Origin of the sequence: Sellimonas caecigallum (assembly GCF_019754295.1) — a bacterium.
Classification (GTDB): Bacteria; Bacillota; Clostridia; order Lachnospirales; family Lachnospiraceae; genus Sellimonas; species Sellimonas caecigallum.
Window position 1 is genome coordinate 17324 of record NZ_VIRV01000017.1, and the last position, 20849, is coordinate 38172.

Sequence of the window (20849 nt, forward strand, 5' to 3'; positions counted from 1 at the left end):
TGCTTCGTTTATAATAGTATCAGAACAAGATAAGAAAGACATTTAGAAAGGTGGACGAATCAATGACAATTCTTGAAGTGCAAAATTTAAAAAAGATATATACAACCCGGTTTGGAGGGAATCAAGTGGAGGCTTTGCGGAATGTGACCTTTTCCGTGGAAGATGGAGAGTACGTTGCGATAATGGGGGAATCTGGTTCCGGAAAAACGACGCTTCTCAATATCCTGGCTGCACTGGATAAACCGACGGGCGGACGCATCAAGTTGAAAGGGCGGGATCTTTCAACTGTACCAGATAAGGAAATAGCAGCGTTTCGCCGTCAGAATCTGGGATTTGTCTTCCAGGATTTTAATCTCCTTGATACATTGTCTATCCGGGACAATATTTTTCTTCCGCTTGTCCTTGCAGGAAAAAAATACCCGGAAATGGAACAGAGGATGATTCCCATTGCCAAAAGTCTTGGTATTTATGAACTCCTGAACAAATTCCCATATGAAGTGTCAGGAGGACAGAAACAAAGGACAGCGGTGGCCAGAGCATTGATCACGAAGCCGCAGCTGATCCTTGCGGACGAACCGACAGGAGCGTTGGACTCCAGAGCTTCCGATGAACTGTTAAGACAGTTCACAAAGATCAACGATACGGGACAGACGATCCTCATGGTTACCCACAGTGTCAAGGCAGCCAGCAATGCGAACAGAGTCCTCTTTATCAAGGACGGAGAAGTATTTCATCAGATCTACAGAGGGAAACTTCGAAATGAAGAATTGTATCAGAAAATTTCCGATACGCTCACGGTGCTGACTACAGGAGGTGAGCATCATGTTTAAAGGAATCTATGTTAAGCTTGCAGTGTCGAACCTGAAAAAGAACCGAAAATCCTATATCCCGTACATGATTACGAGTATCCTCACTGTGATGATGTTCTACGATATATACATGATCGCCATCAATACGGGGATTGATGATATGCCGGGCGATGACAGTGTACGCAGCGTGCTTGGCTTTGGAACTATGATCGTTGCCATCTTTGCCTGCATTTTCCTGTTTTACACAAATAACTTTCTTATGAAACAAAGGAAGAAAGAAATCGGCCTTTATAATGTACTTGGCATGGGTAAGAGAAATATTGCGGTTATGATGCTGTGGGAATCGCTGTTTATTGGAGCGGGAAGTATCATTCTCGGAGTTCTTTTCGGCATTTTGATGGGGAAACTGATTTTCCTTATTCTGTACCGTATTCTTGGATATGGCACATCCTTTCAGTATGAAATATCCATCCAGGGAATCACTGTCACAGTCCTTCTTTTTGGCACAATCTTTTTTGTTACACTGCTTTTTAATCTGCTGCAGATCCGTCATACGAATCCGATTGAACTGCTGCATGGAGGGAACGTAGGGGAGAGAGAGCCGAAGACGAAGGTTTTCATGACAATATTAGGGCTGATCATGCTTGTCGCAGGATATGTGATCGCAAATAAGGTCGAAAACCCGGTTACAGCCATTACCATATTTTTTATCGCCGTCCTTCTTGTAGTCCTGGGAACATATGCTTTGTTTGTGGCGGGAAGTATTTTTGTCCTGAAACTTCTGAGAAAAAATAAAAAATTTTATTATCATCAGAGACATTTCCATTCTGTGTCAGGGATGATCTACCGGATGAAGCAAAATGCAGTGGGACTTGCTAATATCTGTATCCTCAGTACGATGGTGCTTGTGACGGTATCGACTACAGTGAGTCTGAATATGGGAATGGAGAATATTATGGGGAATCGTTTCCCGAAAGAATATATGCTGACATCCTATGACGGAACGGATGATGCGATTCGAAAGATCGACAATATCGTGACAGAAGAGATAAACAGGTATGGGCTTACGCGAGAGAACGCATTTCGCTGTCAGTACGTGGATGTGACGGCTCAGAAAAAAGACGGGAAATTTATACCGGAAAGCCTTGGAGCAAGTTTTTATCCGGATAAGGCGATTATGGAGGTTGCTCCGGTAAGCTACTATAACGAGATGAACGGAGAAAATGTGAAGCTGGAAGACGGAGAAGCAGTCCTGTTTACTGTTTCCGAAGAAAATTATGGGAAAGAGGAGCTGACTTTGGGCGATCAGACATACCGAATCAAAAAAGAGACCGACACCCTTGCCATGGCTGAAAAAGAGGCGTTCCCGTATATGGACCAGTACTATCTGTTTGTAAAAGATGAAAGTATTTTAAATGAACTGATCAAAAAGTACGGAAAGGGGAGTACTCCGTCTTACGTATATGGATTTGACCTGGAAGGAAGCAAGGAAAACAAGACAGCGGCTGCAAACGCAATACAGACTCGCCTGACAAATGAATCAAAGATTTCGGCAGCGGGAGAACTGAGAGATGATTTCGAAAAGGATTTCCATTCCTTATATGGAAGCTTTCTTTTCCTTGGTCTTTTCCTCGGAAGCCTCTTTTTGATGGCGACTGTGCTGATCATTTACTACAAACAGATCTCGGAAGGATATGAAGATCAGAGACGCTATCAGATCATGGCAAAAGTCGGGATGAGCAAAAAGGAGATCAAGAAAAGTATAAATGGTCAAGTTCGTCTGGTATTCTTCATCCCTCTTTGTTTTGCCGTCATACATGTCATAGCAGCCTTCCGGCTTATGGACAAGATTCTGATACTCATGAACTTGACAAATACAAACCTGTTCATTGCATGCACTGCGGGAACGGTTCTCGCATTTGCGGTAATCTACATTGTTGTATTTAAAATCACGGCGCGGGAATATTATAAGATCGTGACGAAATAGAAGGAAATACCGATGTGATGGGGCGGCGTTTGCATACGCCGCCATTTGTCTTTTTGAAGTTAGTGGAAAAAACGAATGATCGCATCCAGAAGCCGGTCGTTATCATCCGGGAGCATGATGCAGAAGCGGAAAAATTCGCCTCTTAGACCAGGGAAGGATGTACAGTCTCGGATCATCAGTTTCTGGCGGATCAGACAGTCAAAGAGGGAAAAAGCGGAATGTGCAGGATCGTTGATCTTTACGAGTATGAAATTAGCGTCGCTGGGATAGACGGTAAGCTCCGGTATTTCGGAAAGTCTTTGTATCATGCGGTCGCGCTCGGATGATATGAGGGCTTTTGTTTTTTGGATAAATGAACTATCTGAAAAAAGCACTTCTCCGGCAAATGCCGCGACGCTGTTGACACTCCAGGGATTTTGGACTTTACGCAAGTAAGAGAGAAATTCCACATTGGAGCATGCGCCGTATCCGAGACGAAGCCCAGGAGCTGCAAAAAATTTCGAAACGCCGCGGATAACCATGAGATTGTCAAAATACGGGATCAGAGGCATAGCAAGTGCGTATGCCTGGGAAAACTCAGCGTAAGTTTCATCGACCATGACAAACGTGCCTTCCTTGCGGCAGGCAGCAAGAAGAACTCTCAGCTCTTCTGTGGAAAAAGAAGAAGCGGTAGGGTTGTTGGGATTGCAAAGTATCAAAAAGTCCGCGTTCTCACGTTTTATTGCCTGGATAATATCATGAATGTCAGGATGGAAGAGGGTATCCTGATCCAGATAATACTCGGAATACGAACAGCCGGACAGAGAAAGCTCGCGCTCGTATTCCGAGTAAGAAGGTCCAATCTGAAGGGCATGGCGGATGCTGCGGGATTCAATCAGAAGAGAGAGCAGTTCTGTAGAACCATTTCCCACAAGAATATATTCATTGGAGAGCCCGCAGTAGTTTCCGATGGCTTCCCGGAGCGAACGATATTCCCGGTCTGGATAGCGTTCAAGAAGAGAGGATAATTTCCGGGAGATTGCATCACTTACTTGTTTTGGGAAACCAAGTGGATTGACGTTTGCCCCAAAACAGACGATCTCTTCTTTTGGGATATGGTAGATTTCTTCGATCTTTTCCAGATCGCTGCCGTGAAATGGATTTGTTGTTTTCATAATAAAATCTCCTTGTCGATAAATTTCCCTGCGGGGATTGCAAGATGAAGTCGAATAATGATATAATTTCAATTATAGTATGATTTGCAAAAAATGCAATGCAAGAAGTAGGTGGCAGGCTTGAAAAATAAGATAAAACGATTTTCAAATGGAGATTTTCGGAAAACACAGCCGGATGTTCGGTTTTCAGAGACAAATTTGATCCTTCTGATCGGAGAGGGAGAAGTATATCAGGGGAGCTTTACGATCGAGAGTAAAAACGATGCGGTCGTGAGAGGTCTTGTGTACACTTCTTCGTTCCGGATGAAATTAAAGGAAAGCGGATTCGAGGGAAGCTCGGTAGAGATTTCTTTTACGTACGATGCGAAAGGGCTGGAGCCGGGATATGTCGAAAATGGGTATTTAACTGTTGTCTGCAACGGCGGAGAGTATCGGCTTTCCTTTACAGCGGTTATTGAGCGGCCGTATTTGATGACATCCCATGGAAAAGTGCAGAATATGAAAGATTTTAAACTCCTGGCTATGAAGGATTTTATGGAAGCGCAGCGTCTTTTCCGGTCTATGAGTTTCTATGAGATATTAAGGTATGAGAATCCAAGAGTGGTGGCTCTTTACAATAATATGAGAAAATGGTCTCTGGGCGAGCAGGCGGTAGAGGAATTCCTCGTAGGAATCAAACAGAAAGAATGTCTTTTTCTGTCGCTTTCAGAATATGGCAAAAAATTTGACTGCCCAAATGAAGCCATCCGGGAGAATATTATTATTACAAAAAACACATGGGGCTATATGCCGATTCAGGTTTTTGCGGAAGGTGGGTTTATCCAGATATCCCGAAAAGAATTTTCTACAGATGATTTTCTTGGCAACACATACGGCTTTCCGTATATTATCACACCGCATGCACTGCATGCGGGAAAGAATTTCGGAAGGATCATTTTCCGCACACCGTATGAACAGATCGTATATGAGATTGAGGCATGCCGGGAGGGGGTTCACACTCCGAAGCACGAACAGACTTTTTACCTCTCTCAGATCATCAAAGGATACTTTTCCACTATCACAGGGAAAAGCGACCTCATCAGCTGGGCGGAAGATACGGTACAGCTTGCCGGGCAGATGGAAAATTTGGGGGCAGACTCTCAGTTCTGTTCTCTGATCAAAGCCAATGCTTATCTGGAGAGCGGTCAATCGGAGCAGGCAGCGGAGATACTTGACAATTACAGTTACAGTCGGTTTGATATGGCGAGAAAACCGGAAACAAGTACCTACTATCTGTATCTGAGTGTTCTTTTGAAAAAGAATGCAGGGCAGATCGGACATGTGGCAGAAGAGCTGAGAAAAGTGTATCTGAAGCGCCCTTATATGTGGGGTGTCCTCTGCATGCTCTGTGATATTGATCCGGAATATAAAAACATCACAAGGCGGCTGGCAGCGTTGGAAAAGCACTTCTATGCCAACCGGTCGAGGAACACACTTCTTTATTTCCAGGCATTTAAGTGTTACCGAGAAAATGTTTCCTCCCTTAAAAAACTTGGCATGTTTGAAATCCGTGTGCTTGATTTTGCATCCAGATATGGACTTTTTACAAGAGAACTTGCTCTTTATACGGCTAACCTGGCGGGTCAGCAAAAGGCATATGACAGACATCTTTTCCGTTTGATGGAACGCCTTTACGATGAATACAAGGATCCGATGATCCTCACTGCTATCTGTACACTGCTTATCAAGGGCAATCAGATCAAGGAGGAGTGTTTTAAGTGGTATGAGCTTGCTGTACAGCAGGAGATAAAAATCGTACAGCTTTACGAATATTATATGATGACGATCAATGAGTGGAAGATACGCGATCCGCTCCCGAAATCTGTACTCCTTTATTTCATGCATGGAAATACCCTGACTTATGAGAAGACAGCATTTCTTTACGCAAACATTATTCAATTCCAGGAAGAGAGCAGCGACATCTATACATTTTACAGGGATAAGATGGAGTCCTTTGCCTGGGATCAGCTTACGAAGAGACACATCAACGAAGCGCTCCGTATTATCTATAAACGATTCTGTACGGAGAAGGACATGACTCCGGAGAGAATAGATGCTATGAATGACATTTGCCACGCGTATGAGGTAAAGACGAATCTGCCTTTTATGAAGTCGGTAATGGTCATTGAAAAAGACGGAGACATTTATCAGAGAGTAGCTGTGGCAGATGGAAAAGCAAGAATCTTTCTCTATGACAAAGATTCCAGGATCGTGTGGGAATCTTTGAATGGTCGGCATTATACAGATTCAATCCCATATGAGACGACCAGACTTTTCTATGAGATGCGTTTTATGGAACTTTTAAAACAAAAACAGAAAGATAAGGAAAACAAAGAAGAGGTAGAGGAAAAGCCGGAGCTAACCATTTCCAATATCCGGGAATACGGACTGGAAATGTTCGATGAAGAAGATGCGTTCCGCTTTTTGACCAAAAAGATCCGTGAAGAGGGATACGATGAAGAGGAATTCCTTTTGTATCTTTGCTTTGAGATGTTCAGGAGAGGATTATATGACAAAGTAAGCCTTACATACCTTTCCATGTATTATTGCGGCGCTACAAGAGATATGAAAAAGATCTGGCACGCAGCGCGGGAACAAGAAATCGCAACCGATAAGATTGCAGAACGAATCATTACTCAGATGATCTTTTCAGAAAATCTGTTCCAGGAAGAAGAGATTTTTGCAGATTACTGCGCAGGGACAGCATATTTCAGGTTGAAGCGCGCTTACTTAGCTTATATATCCAGAGAGTATCTGCTCCGCGATCGCCTTGTGAAAGAGTGCATTTTTGATATTGTTGCAGCGGAAATAAAGAATGGAGAAGAACTTCCGGATATCTGTAAGATCGCTTATCTGAAATACTATTCAGAACATGATGCGGAAAAAGCATCGGAGGAGATGGTAAAACAGTTTCTGATAGAACTTTGTGAAAAGCAGATTGTATTTCCGTTCTATCTTAAATACAGTGAAAATCTTCTGAGAGAGGTTATGCTGTATGACAAGATCATACTGGAATACCGAGCTCACAGAGACAGCCTTGTGTTTATTGAATATCGGATATGCTATGAAAAGGCGGACAAAAGAGAGCATGTATATCAAAAAGAGATTATGCCTGCTGTGTATGAGGATATTCATGTGATGGAGTTCGTTCTCTATGAGGATGAAAAGATGGAATATCGATTCAAAGAACAGCGGGCGGATGGAAGCGTGTCCGTATCAGATTTCAAAGAATATCGTATACAAAAGGAAGTGCCGGCTTATGGAACATACGGAAGGCTTAACGATATGTCTGAACTTACAAAAGAAGCACTTGATCAGGCTATGGCAGAGTATATGCGGGAGGAGAAGCTGGCAAGGGAGTTCTTTATGCTATATTAGAAAGGGGGAGAGACGATGGAAAGAAACGGTTATATCATTGGATATGATCTAAATGAAAAAGGGTGTCAGATCAGTTATTACGACGAAGATAAACATGAATTAAAGACACTGGAAGTGGCCGCAGACAATTATCAGATCCCCCTGATGGTGGGGCATTATAAAGAAGCCTGGATGTTTGGTCGGGAAGCACAGCGTGCTGCCATGATGGAGAAGGGATGGGTCGTCTCGGATCTGTATGGAAAAGCACTGCGGCAAGAAAAAGTAGAAAAAGACGGGACAATTTACGAAGCTTCCTGGCTTTTGCAGAAGTTTGTGGAGCTTACGCTCCAGACGTTCCGGAAAAAGAAAATCTCTTATTTGAGCTTTGCGGTACCTTGGATCGATAAAGATGTGAGGACTCTCCTGACAAAGGCCGCTGTAAATGCCGGTGTTGACAAAGATGCTGTGTATGCTATGGATTACAAGGAAAGTTTCTGTTATTACATGCTGTATCAGCCTAAGGAATTGTGGCAGTATGAGTCGGCGCTGTTTTACTGTGACAGAGATAAAATCGAGGCGTATATGCTGAAAAAGCTCAACACAGAGTATCGCAGAGAGCGGGAAAGCTTCATCAGTGTGGAAAAAGTGGCGGAAGCAGAGATGGAAGAACTAAGAGCAGTTTATCCGGTGCTGAATGTTGATAAGGCTAAAAATGCGGATGAACGTTTTAAGCATTTCATCGAAGGGGTATTTGACAAAAAGCATGTCTCCTCTGTTTATCTTACTGGGGAAGGGTTTGAAAATAACTGGTATCCGCATTCGCAGAAAGTGCTCTGCAACGGAAGAAGAGCATTCATGGGAAACAATCTTTACAGCAAAGGGGCGTGCTACTGCGGGCTGAAAAAGCAGACAGGAGACAGCGATGTTCCGACGTATCTCGATGAGACAAAGCTGACAGAACAGATTTGTCTGAAGATGAGGATTGACGGAGAAGATGTCTGGTATCCGGTAGTGGCTTTCGGTTCCCACTGGTATGAAAACGATCAGCATTGGGAAGTTCTTCTGGAAGATACGGATGACATTGAGATACATATTGAATCACTTGTTACCGGGCAGTGGAGAGTGGAGACGGTCTCTTTTGACGGGATGCCGAAGCGGAAAGAATATTCCATGAAGCTGCGAGTACAGACACAGTTTGACAATGAACGCACATGCCGCTTGATTTTCGAGGATGCGGGATTTGGAGAATTCTTTCCGGCAACGGACTTTCGGACGGAAAAAACGATATATCTGGGAGGGACAAATGGGCAGTTTAATTCTTTGTCGTAAAAAGAAGGCCGAACAGCCTTATGAGATTACGAGAATTCACAGGAAAATTTATACGATAGAAGAGTTGTGCTACTATCTTTGCAACAACCTTTATCTGATCGATTATACGATCATGAATGAGAAGATCTGCGAATGGCTGTATCTGGAACTTGATATGAAAGATCTGGCAAAAGAGCTTCTGGAACTGATGCAGCGCCATGGAACCATTGAACAGTTTGTCTTAAAGATTCTCGGATATGCCAAGATCTACACCAAACAGGAGATGGAACATATACAGAATGTGCTGGATCGTCTGAAAAACCAAAAGGAAATTGAGCGCAGGAAGTATAAAGCCGACAACCTTCTGGAGAGTGGAGAATGTGAGGCCGCTATCCTTGTTTATCTGTCAATCCTTCAGGAGAAGAGGGATGAGACGATGGAGAGGTTTTATGGAAAAGTTTACGGCTGCCTGGGAGCGGCCTACGGCAGAGAATTTCTTTATAAGGAATCTGCTGCTATGTACGAGCAGGCATATAAGATTTGTGGAGACGAAACGATGCTCCGGGCATATTTGTATGCATGTTCACGCTATATGACAGAAGAGGATTATCAGGATCTGATTTTGACAAATGAGATGTATCTGTCTGCGGCAGAAGAGATTGAAAATAAGGAAAATGAAACAGAAAGAGAGCAGAAGTCATCCGGCGACAGAACACTTTTGGAAAAATGGAAACGCCAGTACCGCAGGTATCAGTAAGAGAAAACATTGCTTTTCGCTTTTGAGTGTAGTATAGTAGGGATGCACAAAACGAGTTTAATTAAGAAAAGGAGTACGGAAACAGTGAACGACAAATATCAAAGCCCATTATCAGAAAGATATGCAAGTAAAGAAATGCAGTACATTTTTTCTCCGGATATGAAATTTCGCACATGGAGAAAACTCTGGATTGCACTGGCAGAAACAGAAAAAGAACTTGGTCTTCCGATCACAGAAGAACAGATTGAAGAGCTGAAAGCGCACGCTGATGATATCAATTATGACGTGGCAAAAGAAAGAGAGAAGATTGTACGCCATGATGTTATGTCCCATGTTTACGCTTATGGACAGCAGTGCCCGAAAGCCAAAGGAATCATTCATCTGGGAGCCACTTCCTGTTACGTGGGAGACAACACAGATATTATCGTTATGTCTGAAGCGCTGAAGCTTGTGAAAAAGAAACTGGTCAATGTTATCGCAGAACTTGCCAAATTTGCGGACACATACAAGGCGCAGCCGACACTTGCATTTACTCATTTCCAGCCGGCACAGCCAACGACAGTGGGAAAAAGAGCGACACTTTGGCTTCAGGAATTTCTGATGGATCTCGAAGATCTGGAATATGTCAGTGGAACGCTTAAGCTTCTCGGATCAAAAGGTACGACAGGAACGCAGGCAAGCTTTCTGGAACTTTTTGAGGGTGATCAGGAGACGATTGACAAGATTGATCCGATGATCGCTGAGAAGATGGGATTCAAAGCATGTTATCCGGTATCGGGACAGACATATTCGAGAAAAGTGGATACAAGAGTGCTGAATGTCCTTGCAGGAATTGCCGCCAGCGCTCATAAGATGTCCAATGACATTCGGCTCCTTCAGCATCTGAAAGAAGTAGAAGAACCGTTTGAAAAAACACAGATTGGTTCTTCGGCTATGGCTTACAAGAGAAATCCGATGAGAAGTGAACGGATTGCATCCTTATCACGTTATGTCATGGTTGATGCACTGAACCCGGCTATCACATCCGCGACTCAGTGGTTTGAAAGAACGTTGGACGATTCCGCGAACAAGCGTCTTTCCGTCCCGGAAGGTTTCCTTGCCATCGATGGTATTCTGGATCTTTGTCTGAACGTTGTAGATGGTCTCGTTGTTTATCCGAAGGTAATTGAAAAACGTCTTATGTCTGAGCTTCCGTTTATGGCTACGGAAAATATCATGATGGATGCAGTGAAGGCGGGAGGAGACAGACAGGAACTTCATGAAAGAATTCGAGAGCTTTCCATGGAAGCGGGCCGCAATGTGAAAGAAAAAGGTCTTGACAATAACCTTCTGGAGCTTATCGCTGCCGACCCTGCATTTAACCTCAGCCTGGATGAATTGAAAAAGACCATGGATCCTGCAAGATACACTGGCCGCTCCAAAGAACAGGTGGATGCATTCCTATCAAAGGTTGTAAATCCGGTTCTTGACAAGTACAAAGACACACTTGGAATGAAAGCAGAGATCAATGTATAATGCATCGCGGACGTGTCACAGAACAAATTGATAAAAAAATAGCAAATTGCATAAAAGAAAAATATGTTGCAAAGATTTGAATAAGTAAAACAGGCGCGGATGCTCGATAACAGGGCGTTTCCGGGCTTGTTTTATTTTTTACAAATATGTTACAGGATAAAATTGTGCAATTCCAACAAAATACATATGAAATTCGAAAGATTCTTGTGAAATAGATGAAAAAGTGGTATCATTAATATGTCAGGAATAAATATTCAAAACATCTATAGGAAAAGGAGGGATTGTTGTGGATACGTTAAATAATATCGTACTTACAATTCAAAATTATCTTTCAAACTACATCCTGATCGTAGCGCTTGTTTTTGGAGGCATCTGGTTCTCTATCCGAACTGGTTTTATCCAGGTTCGTGGCTTCACAGAAGGAATGAGGAGAACATTCGGCGGTCTCTTTTCTAAAAAAGGCGAAGCTGGAAAAGACGGTATGAGTTCTTTCCAGGCGCTTGCAACGGCAATCGCTGCACAGGTAGGTACAGGAAATATTGCAGGGGCTGCAACGGCGATCGCAATCGGTGGACCTGGCGCGATTTTCTGGATGTGGGTTGCTGCATTCCTTGGAATGGCAACGATCTACTGTGAAGCTATCATGGCACAGAAATACAAAAAAGTAGGTTCCGATGGAGTAGTAACCGGAGGTCCGGTATACTATATCCGTGCAGCTTTTAAAGGCGCATTCGGGAAAGTACTGGCGGCAATTTTTGCTGTGCTTCTGATTTTTGCACTTGGGTTCATGGGGAATGCGGTACAGTCCAACTCCATCGCTTCTTCCTTCCACACGGCATTCGGCATCCCGCAGTGGATTACAGGCGTTGTGGTAGCTGTTGTCTGTCTCTTCATCTTCACAGGCGGTATGAAGAGAATCGCGAAGGTAACAGAATGGATGGTTCCGATTATGGCGGCATTGTATATTGTCGGCTCCCTGATCATTATTTTCTACAACTGGAGGAACATCCCGACAGCTTTCTATGAAATTTTTGTAGGAGCATTTGCACCGTCCGCAATTGCCGGAGGAGCAGTCGGAGCAACGATCAAGCTTGCCATCACAAAAGGTGTTGCAAGAGGACTTTTCTCCAATGAAGCTGGTATGGGTTCCACTCCGCACGCACACGCAGTTGCAAAAGTAGATCATCCAGTACAACAGGGATTTGTAGCCATGACTGGCGTATTTATCGATACATTCATCGTTTTAACAATGACAGCGCTTGTTATCGTGACGACACGTGCACTTCCGGAATCATACGCTGTTGTCGATGGAGGTTACACTGGAGCCGAACTGAGCCAGTTTGCTTATTCTCTGGTGTATGGGAAATTTGGAGAGATCTTTATAGCGATCTGTATGTTCTTCTTCGCATCCTCCACGATCATTGGATGGTATTTCTTTGGCGAAGCAAACATCAAATATCTGTTTGGACCAAAAGCGGTTCCGATTTATGCAGTGCTTGTGTGCGTCTGTGTAGTGCTCGGATCACTTGCACAGGTAGACCTTGTATGGAATATGGCAGACTGCTTCAACAGTATGATGGTTGTACCGAATATTATTGCTCTGTTTGCTCTTAGCGGTATGATCAAGAAAGTTCATGATGATTACTTTAAGAACTTCCTGCCGAAGCATCCGGAGTTACAGAAAAAGAAAAGAAAATAAGTCTAAGCAATCAGTATGACGAGGCGTGATTACTTATAGAAAAAAACTATGTGCAATTTTGATAAAAAGCTGGCAATCTATAAATAATTATGATATACTTTAAACAGATTTGTGAAGGACACATATGATTATAAAAAATGAATAGTGGGATGATTTTTCCTGCGAGAGAGTTCACTTCAAGAACCGCCGAAGATGCAAGCCTTTGTATGAAAAGGTGAAACTTTCAGGCAAAAGGATCGGGGAAAGGACCACACTCTGAATCATGTATAGTTTCATTAAATCAGAACGTACATAAGACAGAAGGGCGGCCTTGAGTTCAGCAGTTTGCGGAACCAAAGCCGCCTTTTTTACAGGAAGAGAGTATGAAGAAAGATTTTAGAATCATTACAAACAATCCGCTTGTCCTGGAAAAACTTGGGGATGAGTATCAAGTGGAATATTATGAAATTTCCTATGAAGATGTTTTGAAAAAAGTCAGAGATGAGGTGTACAAGGGGTATCGTCTCCTTACCCATCCGTTATCCGGAAGCGTAAAACCAAATGAGACGCCTTACAAATCGGTCATGGTATCGGTTTCTAAGAGCGGGGCAGATCCGGATGGAATGAAAATTATTGAAAATGCGATTGCAGCCTGCAAAAAGTTCGAGTTTAAGTCGGATAAATACAAACCGCAGGTTTATGAGGATTTCAGACTGATTGATTATACACTGATATCCAGCGCGCTCCCGTCAGCGGAAGCGTGGTAAGACAACGGCTATAAAGTACAAGGTGTACTTTGGGGCATACAATTCACATTTTAGAAGGAGGGAATTACAGTGAAATTAGAAGTGGGTCACATTTTTATTAAGGACATCCAGTTTGGTGCTGAATCCAAAATCGAAGACGGTGTTCTTTATGTATCCGAAGAAGCTGTAAAAGAAGTTGTCCTTGAGGACGAGCACATTGCAAGTGTAAAATTTGATATCGCAAGACCAGGAGAAAGTGTAAGAATCACTCCGGTTAAAGACGTTATTGAACCTCGTGTCAAAGTAGAAGGAAGAGGAGGAGTTTTCCCGGGCGTTATCTCTAAAGTTGACACAGTAGGAGAAGGAAAAACATATGCGTTAAAAGGAATGGCTGTTGTTACAGCAGGTAAGATCGTCGGATTCCAGGAAGGTATCATTGATATGACAGGTCCTGGAGCAGACTACACACCATTCTCCAAACTGAATAACCTTGTTGTTGTATGTGAACCGGTTGAAGGAATCAAACAGCACGACTATGAAAAAGCAGTTCGCTTTGCTGGTTTCCGTGTAGCTGTATATCTTGGAGAACTTGCAAGAAATCTCACACCGGATGAAACAAAAGTATACGAAACATACGGAATCAAAGAAGGAATGGAAAAACTTCCGGGACTTCCGAGAGTAGCATATGTTCAGATGCTTCAGAGTCAGGGACTTCTGCATGATACATATGTTTACGGAGTGGATGCAAAGAAAACTCTTTCTACGATCATCAATCCGACAGAAGTAATGGACGGAGCAATCGTTTCCGGTAACTGTGTATCTGCATGTGATAAGAACCCTACATATGTTCACGAAAACAATCCGGTTGTTCACGATCTGTTCGAAGAACATGGAAAGACAATCAACTTTGTATGTCAGATTCTTACAAACGAAAACGTTTATCTTGCAGATAAACAGCGCTCCTCAGACTGGACAGCAAAACTTTGCCGTCTTCTTGATCTGGATGCTGTCATCGTATCTCAGGAAGGATTCGGTAACCCGGATACAGACCTTATCATGAACTGCAAGAAGATCGAAGCAGAAGGTGTGAAGACTGTCATCATCACAGACGAATATGCAGGACGCGATGGAAAATCCCAGTCACTTGCTGACGCTGATGCAGCCGCTGACGCTGTTGTAACAGGTGGTAATGCAAACCAGGTAATCGTACTTCCGAAGCTTGACAAAGTCATCGGAACACTGGATTATGTAAACACGATCGCTGGTGGTAACGAACACAGCTTACGTGAAGACGGAACGATCGAAGTAGAAATCCAGGCAATTACAGGTGCAACAAACGAAACAGGATTTGGTTACTTAAGCGCCAGATAGTGAAGGAGGAAGAAAAGGATGTTAAAAGTAGTTCATTATATCAATCAGTTCTTCGCTAATATTGGTGGAGAAGAAAAAGCTGATTACCCGGTAGAAGTTCGCGAAGGCGAAGTTGTCGGACCAGGTATGGCATTTAAACAGGCATTCGGAGAAGAAGCAGAAATCGTTGCAACAATCATCTGCGGTGACTCTTATTTCAACGAAAACCTTGACAAAGCAAAAGCTGAAATTCTTGAAGTTGTAAAGAAATACAGCCCGGACGTATTCGTAGCTGGACCGGCATTCAACGCTGGACGTTACGGAGTGGCATGTGGAACAATCTGCGACGCAGTTCAGGAAGAACTTGGTATTCCGGCTGTTACAGGTATGTACACAGAAAACCCAGGTGCAGACATGTTCAAGAACAAAGTCTACACAGTATCTACAAAGAACTCTGCAGCAGGTATGAGAGGCGCGGTTTCCAAGATGGCTCCATTAGCTCTCAAACTTGCTAAGAAAGAAGCAATCGGCGCTTCCTGCCAGGAAGGATATATGCCGAATGGTGTTCGTGTGAACTTCTTCGAAGAAGAAAGAGGATCCAAACGTGCTGTTAAGATGCTTCTTAAGAAATTAGCAGACAAGCCGTTCGAGACAGAGTACCCGATGCCGACATTCGACAGAGTTGCTCCGAACCCGGCTGTAAAAGATCTCTCCAAAGCTACGATCGCTCTTGTTACATCTGGCGGTATCGTACCGAAAGGAAATCCGGACCACATCGAAAGCTCCAACGCTTCCAAATACGGCGAATACAGCATCGCTGGTGTGGATGATCTTACAGAAGAAACATTTGAAACAGCTCACGGTGGATATGACCCGGTATATGCAAACGAAGATGCAGACCGCGTACTTCCGGTAGACGTTCTCCGTGAAATGGAAAAAGAAGGAAAGATCGGAAAACTGTATGACAAATTCTATACAACAGTAGGTAACGGAACAGCCGTTGCTTCTGCGAAAGCATTTGCTGAAGAATTTGCTCCGAAGATGAAAGCAGACGGAGTAGATGCAGTTATCTTAACCTCTACATGAGGTACCTGTACGCGTTGCGGTGCAACGCTCGTTAAAGGTATCGAAGCAGCTGGACTTCCGGTTGTTCATATCTGTACTGTAACACCAATCTCCATGACAGTTGGTGCCAACAGAATCGTACCGGCTATTGCCATCCCTCATCCGCTTGGTAATCCGGCACTTACAAAAGAAGAAGAATACGAGCTTCGTAAAGGCATCGTAGAAAAAGCACTGAATGCTTTGACTACAGAAGTAGAAGATCAGACAATCTTCGATAACTAAGCCAAAGAGGACTCTTTTCTGACGTCATGTGGAAATAGGCATACAGGCGGAACCCCTGCCTGTATGCTGAAGATAAAGACTAAAAAGAAAGAAGGAGTAAAGCGTTATGAGCAAAATTTATGACGTAATTATCCTGGGAGCAGGACCGGCAGGTTTGGCTGCAGGACTGTATGCAGGAAGAAGCCGTCTGTCTACCCTCATCATCGAAAAAGGTAAAGACGGCGGACAGATTGCAATCACGGATGAAATCGAAAACTATCCGGGACAGATTGTAGAAGGTGAAAGCGGACCTTCTTTAATTGCGAGAATGACAGAACAGGTTGAAAAATTCGGAGCTGAAAGAGTGACAGATGTAATCAATTCTGTTGAGCTGGAAGGCGAAGTAAAGAAACTGAAAAGTGCCAAGGCAGAATATCTTGGAAAGACAGTTATTATCGCAACAGGTGCTTTTGCACGTCCGATTGGATGTAAAGGCGAAAAAGAATTTATGGGCAAAGGTGTTTCCTATTGCGCAACATGCGATGCAAACTTCTTTGAAGACTTCGAAGTGTTTGTAGTCGGCGGCGGAGATTCTGCTGTTGAGGAAGCTATGTATCTGACAAAATTCGCAAGAAAAGTCACAATTATCCACAGACGTGACGAACTTCGTGCAGCGAAGTCCATTCAGGAAAAAGCGTTTAAAAATGACAAACTCCATTTCTTATGGGATACAGTAGTAGAAGAACTCGACGGAGACGGAATTCTTTCTTCCATGGTTGTTAAGAACGTGAAGACAGGCGAACTTACAACGATTGAAGCTGACGAAGAAGACGGGATGTTCGGTGTGTTTGGATTTATCGGAACAATCCCGAATTCCAAAATTTTCGAAGGAATCATCGACATGGATGAAAGAGGATATATCAAAGGCGATGAAAATATGCACACAAACATCCCAGGTGTATTTGTTGCCGGAGATGTACGTATCAAGAGCTTACGCCAGGTTGTAACAGCAGCTGCAGACGGAGCGATCGCTGCTACACAGGCAGAAAAATATATTAACGAATAATCTTTTATAAGGAGGAGTTTTTAACAATGTTAGAAGTAGATAAGAATACATTTGGACCAGAAGTTCTGGAAGCTGAAGGATATGTTTTAGTTGACTTTTTCGGAGACGGATGCGTTCCGTGTCAGGCTCTGATGCCGCACATTCATGCATACGCTGAAAAATACGGCGATAAGATCAAATTCACATCCTTAAACACAACAAAAGCACGTCGTCTTGCTATCGGACAGAAGATCTTAGGTCTTCCGGTTATCGCTATCTACAAAGGCGGCGAAAAGGTAGAAGAACTGGTTAAAGAAGACGCTACTCCGGAAGCAGTAGAAGAAATGATCAAAAAATACTACGCTTAAGGAAAAGCATAACAATGCGTAATTGCCCTATGGGCTTTACGGAGGGCATGCCAGTGTCCTCGGATAAAAGTATCTGAAAACATATATTATTAAAATGAAGGGAAGGAGGAAAAACATCATGGCAATTTTAGAAGGTAAAAAAGTCATTATTATTGGCGACCGTGATGGTGTTCCGGGACCGGCTATCGCAGAATGCGTAAAGACAGCCGGAGGAGAAATTGTTTTTTCTTCAACAGAATGTTTCGTCTGAACGAGCGCAGGCGCAATGGATCTTGAGAATCAGAAGAGGGTTAAAGAATTCGCAGATGAATTCGGCGCAGAAAACCTTGTAGTAGTACTTGGTGCTGCTGAAGGTGAAGCTGCTGGTCTTGCAGCTGAAACTGTAACAGCAGGTGACCCGACATTCGCAGGTCCATTGACAGGGGTCCAGCTTGGACTCACGACATATCACGTATGTGAACCAGAATTAAAAGCAGAGTTTGATGAAGCTGTTTATGATGAACAGGTAGGAATGATGGAAATGGTACTGGACGTTGATGATATCGTCAGCGAAATGTCCGCTATCCGTGACGAATTCTGCAAATACTTATAAGAAGAATCTGAAGATTTCGGATTCCATGAGGCGGTGGGCGGAATGAGTCCGCCGCCTTTTATCTTCAAAGAAAGGGTGGACACTAACAATGAACAGTGTAATCAAAGGAGCAAGCTATGTATTAGTACATACTCCTGAAATGGTAGTATACAACGGAACAACACAGACAACAGAAAGAGTTGTTAATCCGGAATCAGAATATTTGAAAGAATTAAGAGGCCATCTTCGCTCTTATGAGGATTGCGTAAATTATTGGCCGAACCAGGTATACATCGGAAATGCCCATCCGGATGAACTGGCACAGGTAGAATTCCCTTATTTTGATAAGAAAAAAGAAGGAGCAGAAAGATACGGAAAATACGGCGAAATTATGCCTGAAGAAGAATTCCTTCTTTTAGTTCAGGCTTGCGACATGTTCGAAGTTGTAAAACTGGACAAGAATTTCGTAAGTGCACATAAAGATGCATTTGCTGCAGATCCGATCATCACGGAAGATATCGTCTCCAAGATTGAAGAAGGATATGAACTTGATGAAATTAAGCATTTTATCGAAAATGAACATGCAGAAGGATTATATCACAACAATGAGCTTGTTGGATGTGTGAGAACAGCTCATGATATCGACGTAAACCTTTCCGCTCATGTAATGCATGAAAACCTGATGAGCAAAGCTTCCAGCGTACTTGCTCTTTTATATGCCGTAAGAAATGCAGGTATCAATAAAGAAGACGTAGAATACGTAATCGACTGTGCAGAAGAAGCATGTGGAGATATGAACCAGAGAGGTGGCGGTAACTTCGCAAAAGCTGCCGCAGAAGTAGCTGGACTCGTGTCTGCTACAGGTTCTGACTCCAGAGGATTCTGTGCCGGACCTACACACGCTCTGATCGAAGCAGCTGCACTCGTAAAATCTGGTGCTTACAAGACAGTTGTCGTAACTGCTGGAGGATGTACAGCAAAATTAGGTATGAACGGTAAAGACCACGTAAAGAAAGGCCTTCCGATCCTGGAAGACTGCCTTGGTGGATTTGCAGTAGTTATCTCTGAAAATGACGGAGTAAACCCGGAAATCAACCTGGATGTACTTGGACGTCATACTGTAGGTACAGGATCTGCTCCGCAGGCTGTAATCGGAAGTCTTGTTACAGATCCTCTTGACAGAGTAGGCTGGAAAGTAACAGATATCGATAAATTCTCACCGGAAATGCAGAATCCGGATATCACAAAACCGGCTGGAGCAGGAGATGTTCCGCTTGCTAACTACAAGATGATCGGTGCTCTCGCAGTAAAACGCGGTGATATCGACAGAAAAGAACTCCCGGATTTCATTCAGAAACACGGACTTACAGGATGGGCTCCGACACAGGGACATATTCCTTCAGGTGTTCCGTACATCGGAGTTGCACGTGAAGATATCCTGGCTGGAAACATTAAGAAAGCAATGATCATCGGTAAAGGAAGTCTCTTCCTTGGACGTATGACAAACCTGTTCGATGGTGTATCTTTTGTGATCCAGGCAAACGAAGGAAACGATGCTGCTGGAACAGTATCTGAAGAAGAAGTAAAAGGCCTGATCGCAAAAGCAATGAAAGAATTCGCTGAAACTCTGATGGCAGAATAGTGAGGTGGAGAAAATGGCAAGTAGTATCGAAAAAATGATTGCCTCTACCTTCATGGAAATGGCGCAGGGTCTGGAAAGCGGACAGTATGGAAAGCGCCCGAAGATCGCTCTTACCGGAATGGGAAGCGAACATGGCGAAGAAAATTCCATGCAGGCAGCGGTAATGGCTGCAAAACAGGGTGTTGATGTATACTACATCGGTACACTGGAAGCAGAAGGAGTAACAACGATCAAAGTGGCTGACGATGAAGAAGGCCATAAAAAGATGGAAGACATGCTGAAAAATAAGGAAGTAGACGGAGCTGTAACAATGCATTTCCCATTCCCGATCGGCGTGTCAACAGTAGGACGCGTTGTTACACCAGCAAGGGGCAAAGAAATGTTCATCGCAAATACGACTGGTACATCCAGTACAGATCGTATCGAAGGAATGATCAAAAATGCTGTTTACGGGGTAATCACAGCAAAGGCATGCGGAATCAAAAAACCTACAGTAGGTATTTTGAATGTGGATGGTGCCCGTCAGACAGAAAAAGCCCTGAAAGAACTGAAAGAAAAAGGTTATGATATTGAATTCGCTGAATCCGGACGTGCGGACGGCGGATGTGTAATGCGTGGAAATGATGTGCTTCAGGCATCTCCGGATATCCTTGTAACGGATTCCCTGACAGGAAACATTCTTGTAAAGATGCTTTCTTCTTTCAACACTGGAGGAAGTTTTGAAGCAACAGGTTACGGATACGGACCTGGAATCGGCGAAGGCTACGAAGAATTAGTTATGATCGTCTCCCGTGCTTCCGGAGCACCGGTCATCGCAAATGCAATTTGCTATGCAGCAGAACTTGTTCGCAACAAGGTGTTTGAAGTGGCAAAAGCAGAATTCGCAGAAGTAAAGAAAGCTGGATTCAGTGAAGTTCTGGCTGCATATAAGACGGTTGCAAAACCGGCTGCAGCTGAAGAAGAAGTAAAAGAACCTCCAAAGGAAATCGTGACAGCACAGATTGCAGGTATCGAAGTTATGGATCTTGATGATGCGGTACGTGTACTTTGGAAGATCAATATCTATGCTGAAAGCGGAATGGGATGTACAGGACCGATCATTCGTGTATCTGAAGCAAACCTTTCCAAAGCAGAAGAAGAATTAAAGAAAGCTGGATATATCAACTAATCCGCAAGAGGATTAAGAGAAGATCCACA

Annotated in this window: 16 protein-coding genes and 1 riboswitch; of the genes, 15 read left to right on the forward strand and 1 reads right to left on the reverse strand. The window is 43.5% G+C overall.

Annotation, left to right across the window (positions count from 1 at the left end; translation table 11 throughout):
* The first annotated feature begins 62 nt into the window (after positions 1–62).
* Both FLB61_RS10470 and FLB61_RS10475 read left to right on the forward strand, forming a co-directional pair.
* A complete protein-coding gene (locus tag FLB61_RS10470) occupies positions 63–830 on the forward strand; it encodes an ABC transporter ATP-binding protein (protein WP_221920092.1) in 768 nt (255 codons plus the stop codon).
* Positions 823–2796, forward strand: a complete 1974-nt coding sequence (locus FLB61_RS10475; RefSeq protein ID WP_221920093.1) for an ABC transporter permease — start codon at positions 823–825, stop codon at positions 2794–2796. Before FLB61_RS10470 ends, FLB61_RS10475 begins: the two co-directional genes overlap by 8 nt.
* A 59-nt stretch (positions 2797–2855) precedes the next feature.
* Here FLB61_RS10475 and FLB61_RS10480 read toward each other — a convergent pair whose 3' ends face one another.
* The gene (locus FLB61_RS10480; protein ID WP_221920094.1) at positions 2856–3950 is read right to left on the reverse strand and encodes a pyridoxal phosphate-dependent aminotransferase; all 1095 of its coding nucleotides are present in this window, start codon (positions 3948–3950) and stop codon (positions 2856–2858) included.
* A 111-nt stretch (positions 3951–4061) separates the two neighbouring features.
* Here FLB61_RS10480 and FLB61_RS10485 point away from each other — a divergent pair, with 111 nt between their 5' ends.
* From FLB61_RS10485 to grdD, 13 genes are all read left to right on the forward strand, one after another.
* Positions 4062–7367: a DUF5717 family protein gene (locus FLB61_RS10485; RefSeq protein ID WP_334300401.1), complete on the forward strand. Its 3306-nt coding sequence runs from the start codon at positions 4062–4064 to the stop codon at positions 7365–7367.
* A 15-nt stretch (positions 7368–7382) separates the two neighbouring features.
* Entirely contained in the window at positions 7383–8675 is a 1293-nt protein-coding gene (locus FLB61_RS10490) for a DUF5716 family protein (protein ID WP_221920095.1), read from the forward strand.
* Positions 8650–9411: a hypothetical protein gene (locus FLB61_RS10495; protein ID WP_087202475.1), complete on the forward strand. Its 762-nt coding sequence runs from the start codon at positions 8650–8652 to the stop codon at positions 9409–9411. The genes FLB61_RS10490 and FLB61_RS10495 overlap by 26 nt, the downstream gene beginning before the upstream one ends.
* Positions 9412–9495: 84 nt before the next feature.
* Positions 9496–10926: an adenylosuccinate lyase gene (purB, locus tag FLB61_RS10500; RefSeq protein WP_330620601.1), complete on the forward strand. Its 1431-nt coding sequence runs from the start codon at positions 9496–9498 to the stop codon at positions 10924–10926.
* Between the two features lie 286 nt (positions 10927–11212).
* Positions 11213–12625, forward strand: coding sequence for an alanine/glycine:cation symporter family protein (locus tag FLB61_RS10505; RefSeq protein WP_221920096.1), 1413 nt, complete (start codon positions 11213–11215; stop codon positions 12623–12625).
* A gap of 150 nt (positions 12626–12775) precedes the next feature.
* A riboswitch (glycine riboswitch) is annotated at positions 12776–12874 on the forward strand.
* A 113-nt stretch (positions 12875–12987) separates the two neighbouring features.
* Positions 12988–13371 (forward strand): GrdX family protein, encoded by a 384-nt coding sequence (locus FLB61_RS10510; RefSeq protein ID WP_087212291.1) that lies wholly within the window; start codon positions 12988–12990, stop codon positions 13369–13371.
* Positions 13372–13440: 69 nt separating this feature from the next.
* Positions 13441–14721, forward strand: a complete 1281-nt coding sequence (locus FLB61_RS10515) for a glycine/sarcosine/betaine reductase component B subunit (protein WP_162607730.1) — start codon at positions 13441–13443, stop codon at positions 14719–14721.
* 18 nt (positions 14722–14739) lie between these two features.
* Positions 14740–16047: a glycine reductase complex selenoprotein B gene (gene grdB / locus FLB61_RS10520; protein WP_087202469.1), complete on the forward strand. Its 1308-nt coding sequence runs from the start codon at positions 14740–14742 to the stop codon at positions 16045–16047.
* A gap of 106 nt (positions 16048–16153) precedes the next feature.
* Entirely contained in the window at positions 16154–17092 is a 939-nt protein-coding gene (gene trxB / locus FLB61_RS10525; protein WP_087202467.1) for a thioredoxin-disulfide reductase, read from the forward strand.
* Positions 17093–17118: 26 nt separating this feature from the next.
* The gene (gene trxA / locus FLB61_RS10530) at positions 17119–17439 is read left to right on the forward strand and encodes a thioredoxin TrxA (protein ID WP_087202465.1); all 321 of its coding nucleotides are present in this window, start codon (positions 17119–17121) and stop codon (positions 17437–17439) included.
* A gap of 118 nt (positions 17440–17557) precedes the next feature.
* Positions 17558–18031: a glycine/sarcosine/betaine reductase complex selenoprotein A gene (gene grdA / locus FLB61_RS10535; protein WP_087202464.1), complete on the forward strand. Its 474-nt coding sequence runs from the start codon at positions 17558–17560 to the stop codon at positions 18029–18031.
* A gap of 88 nt (positions 18032–18119) precedes the next feature.
* Positions 18120–19652, forward strand: coding sequence for a glycine/sarcosine/betaine reductase complex component C subunit beta (gene grdC / locus FLB61_RS10540; RefSeq protein WP_087202462.1), 1533 nt, complete (start codon positions 18120–18122; stop codon positions 19650–19652).
* Positions 19653–19665: 13 nt separating this feature from the next.
* Positions 19666–20820 carry a glycine/sarcosine/betaine reductase complex component C subunit alpha gene (gene grdD, locus FLB61_RS10545; protein WP_087202460.1) on the forward strand — a complete coding sequence of 385 codons (1155 nt, stop codon included), beginning with the start codon at positions 19666–19668 and terminating at the stop codon, positions 20818–20820.
* The last annotated feature ends 29 nt before the right edge of the window (positions 20821–20849 follow it).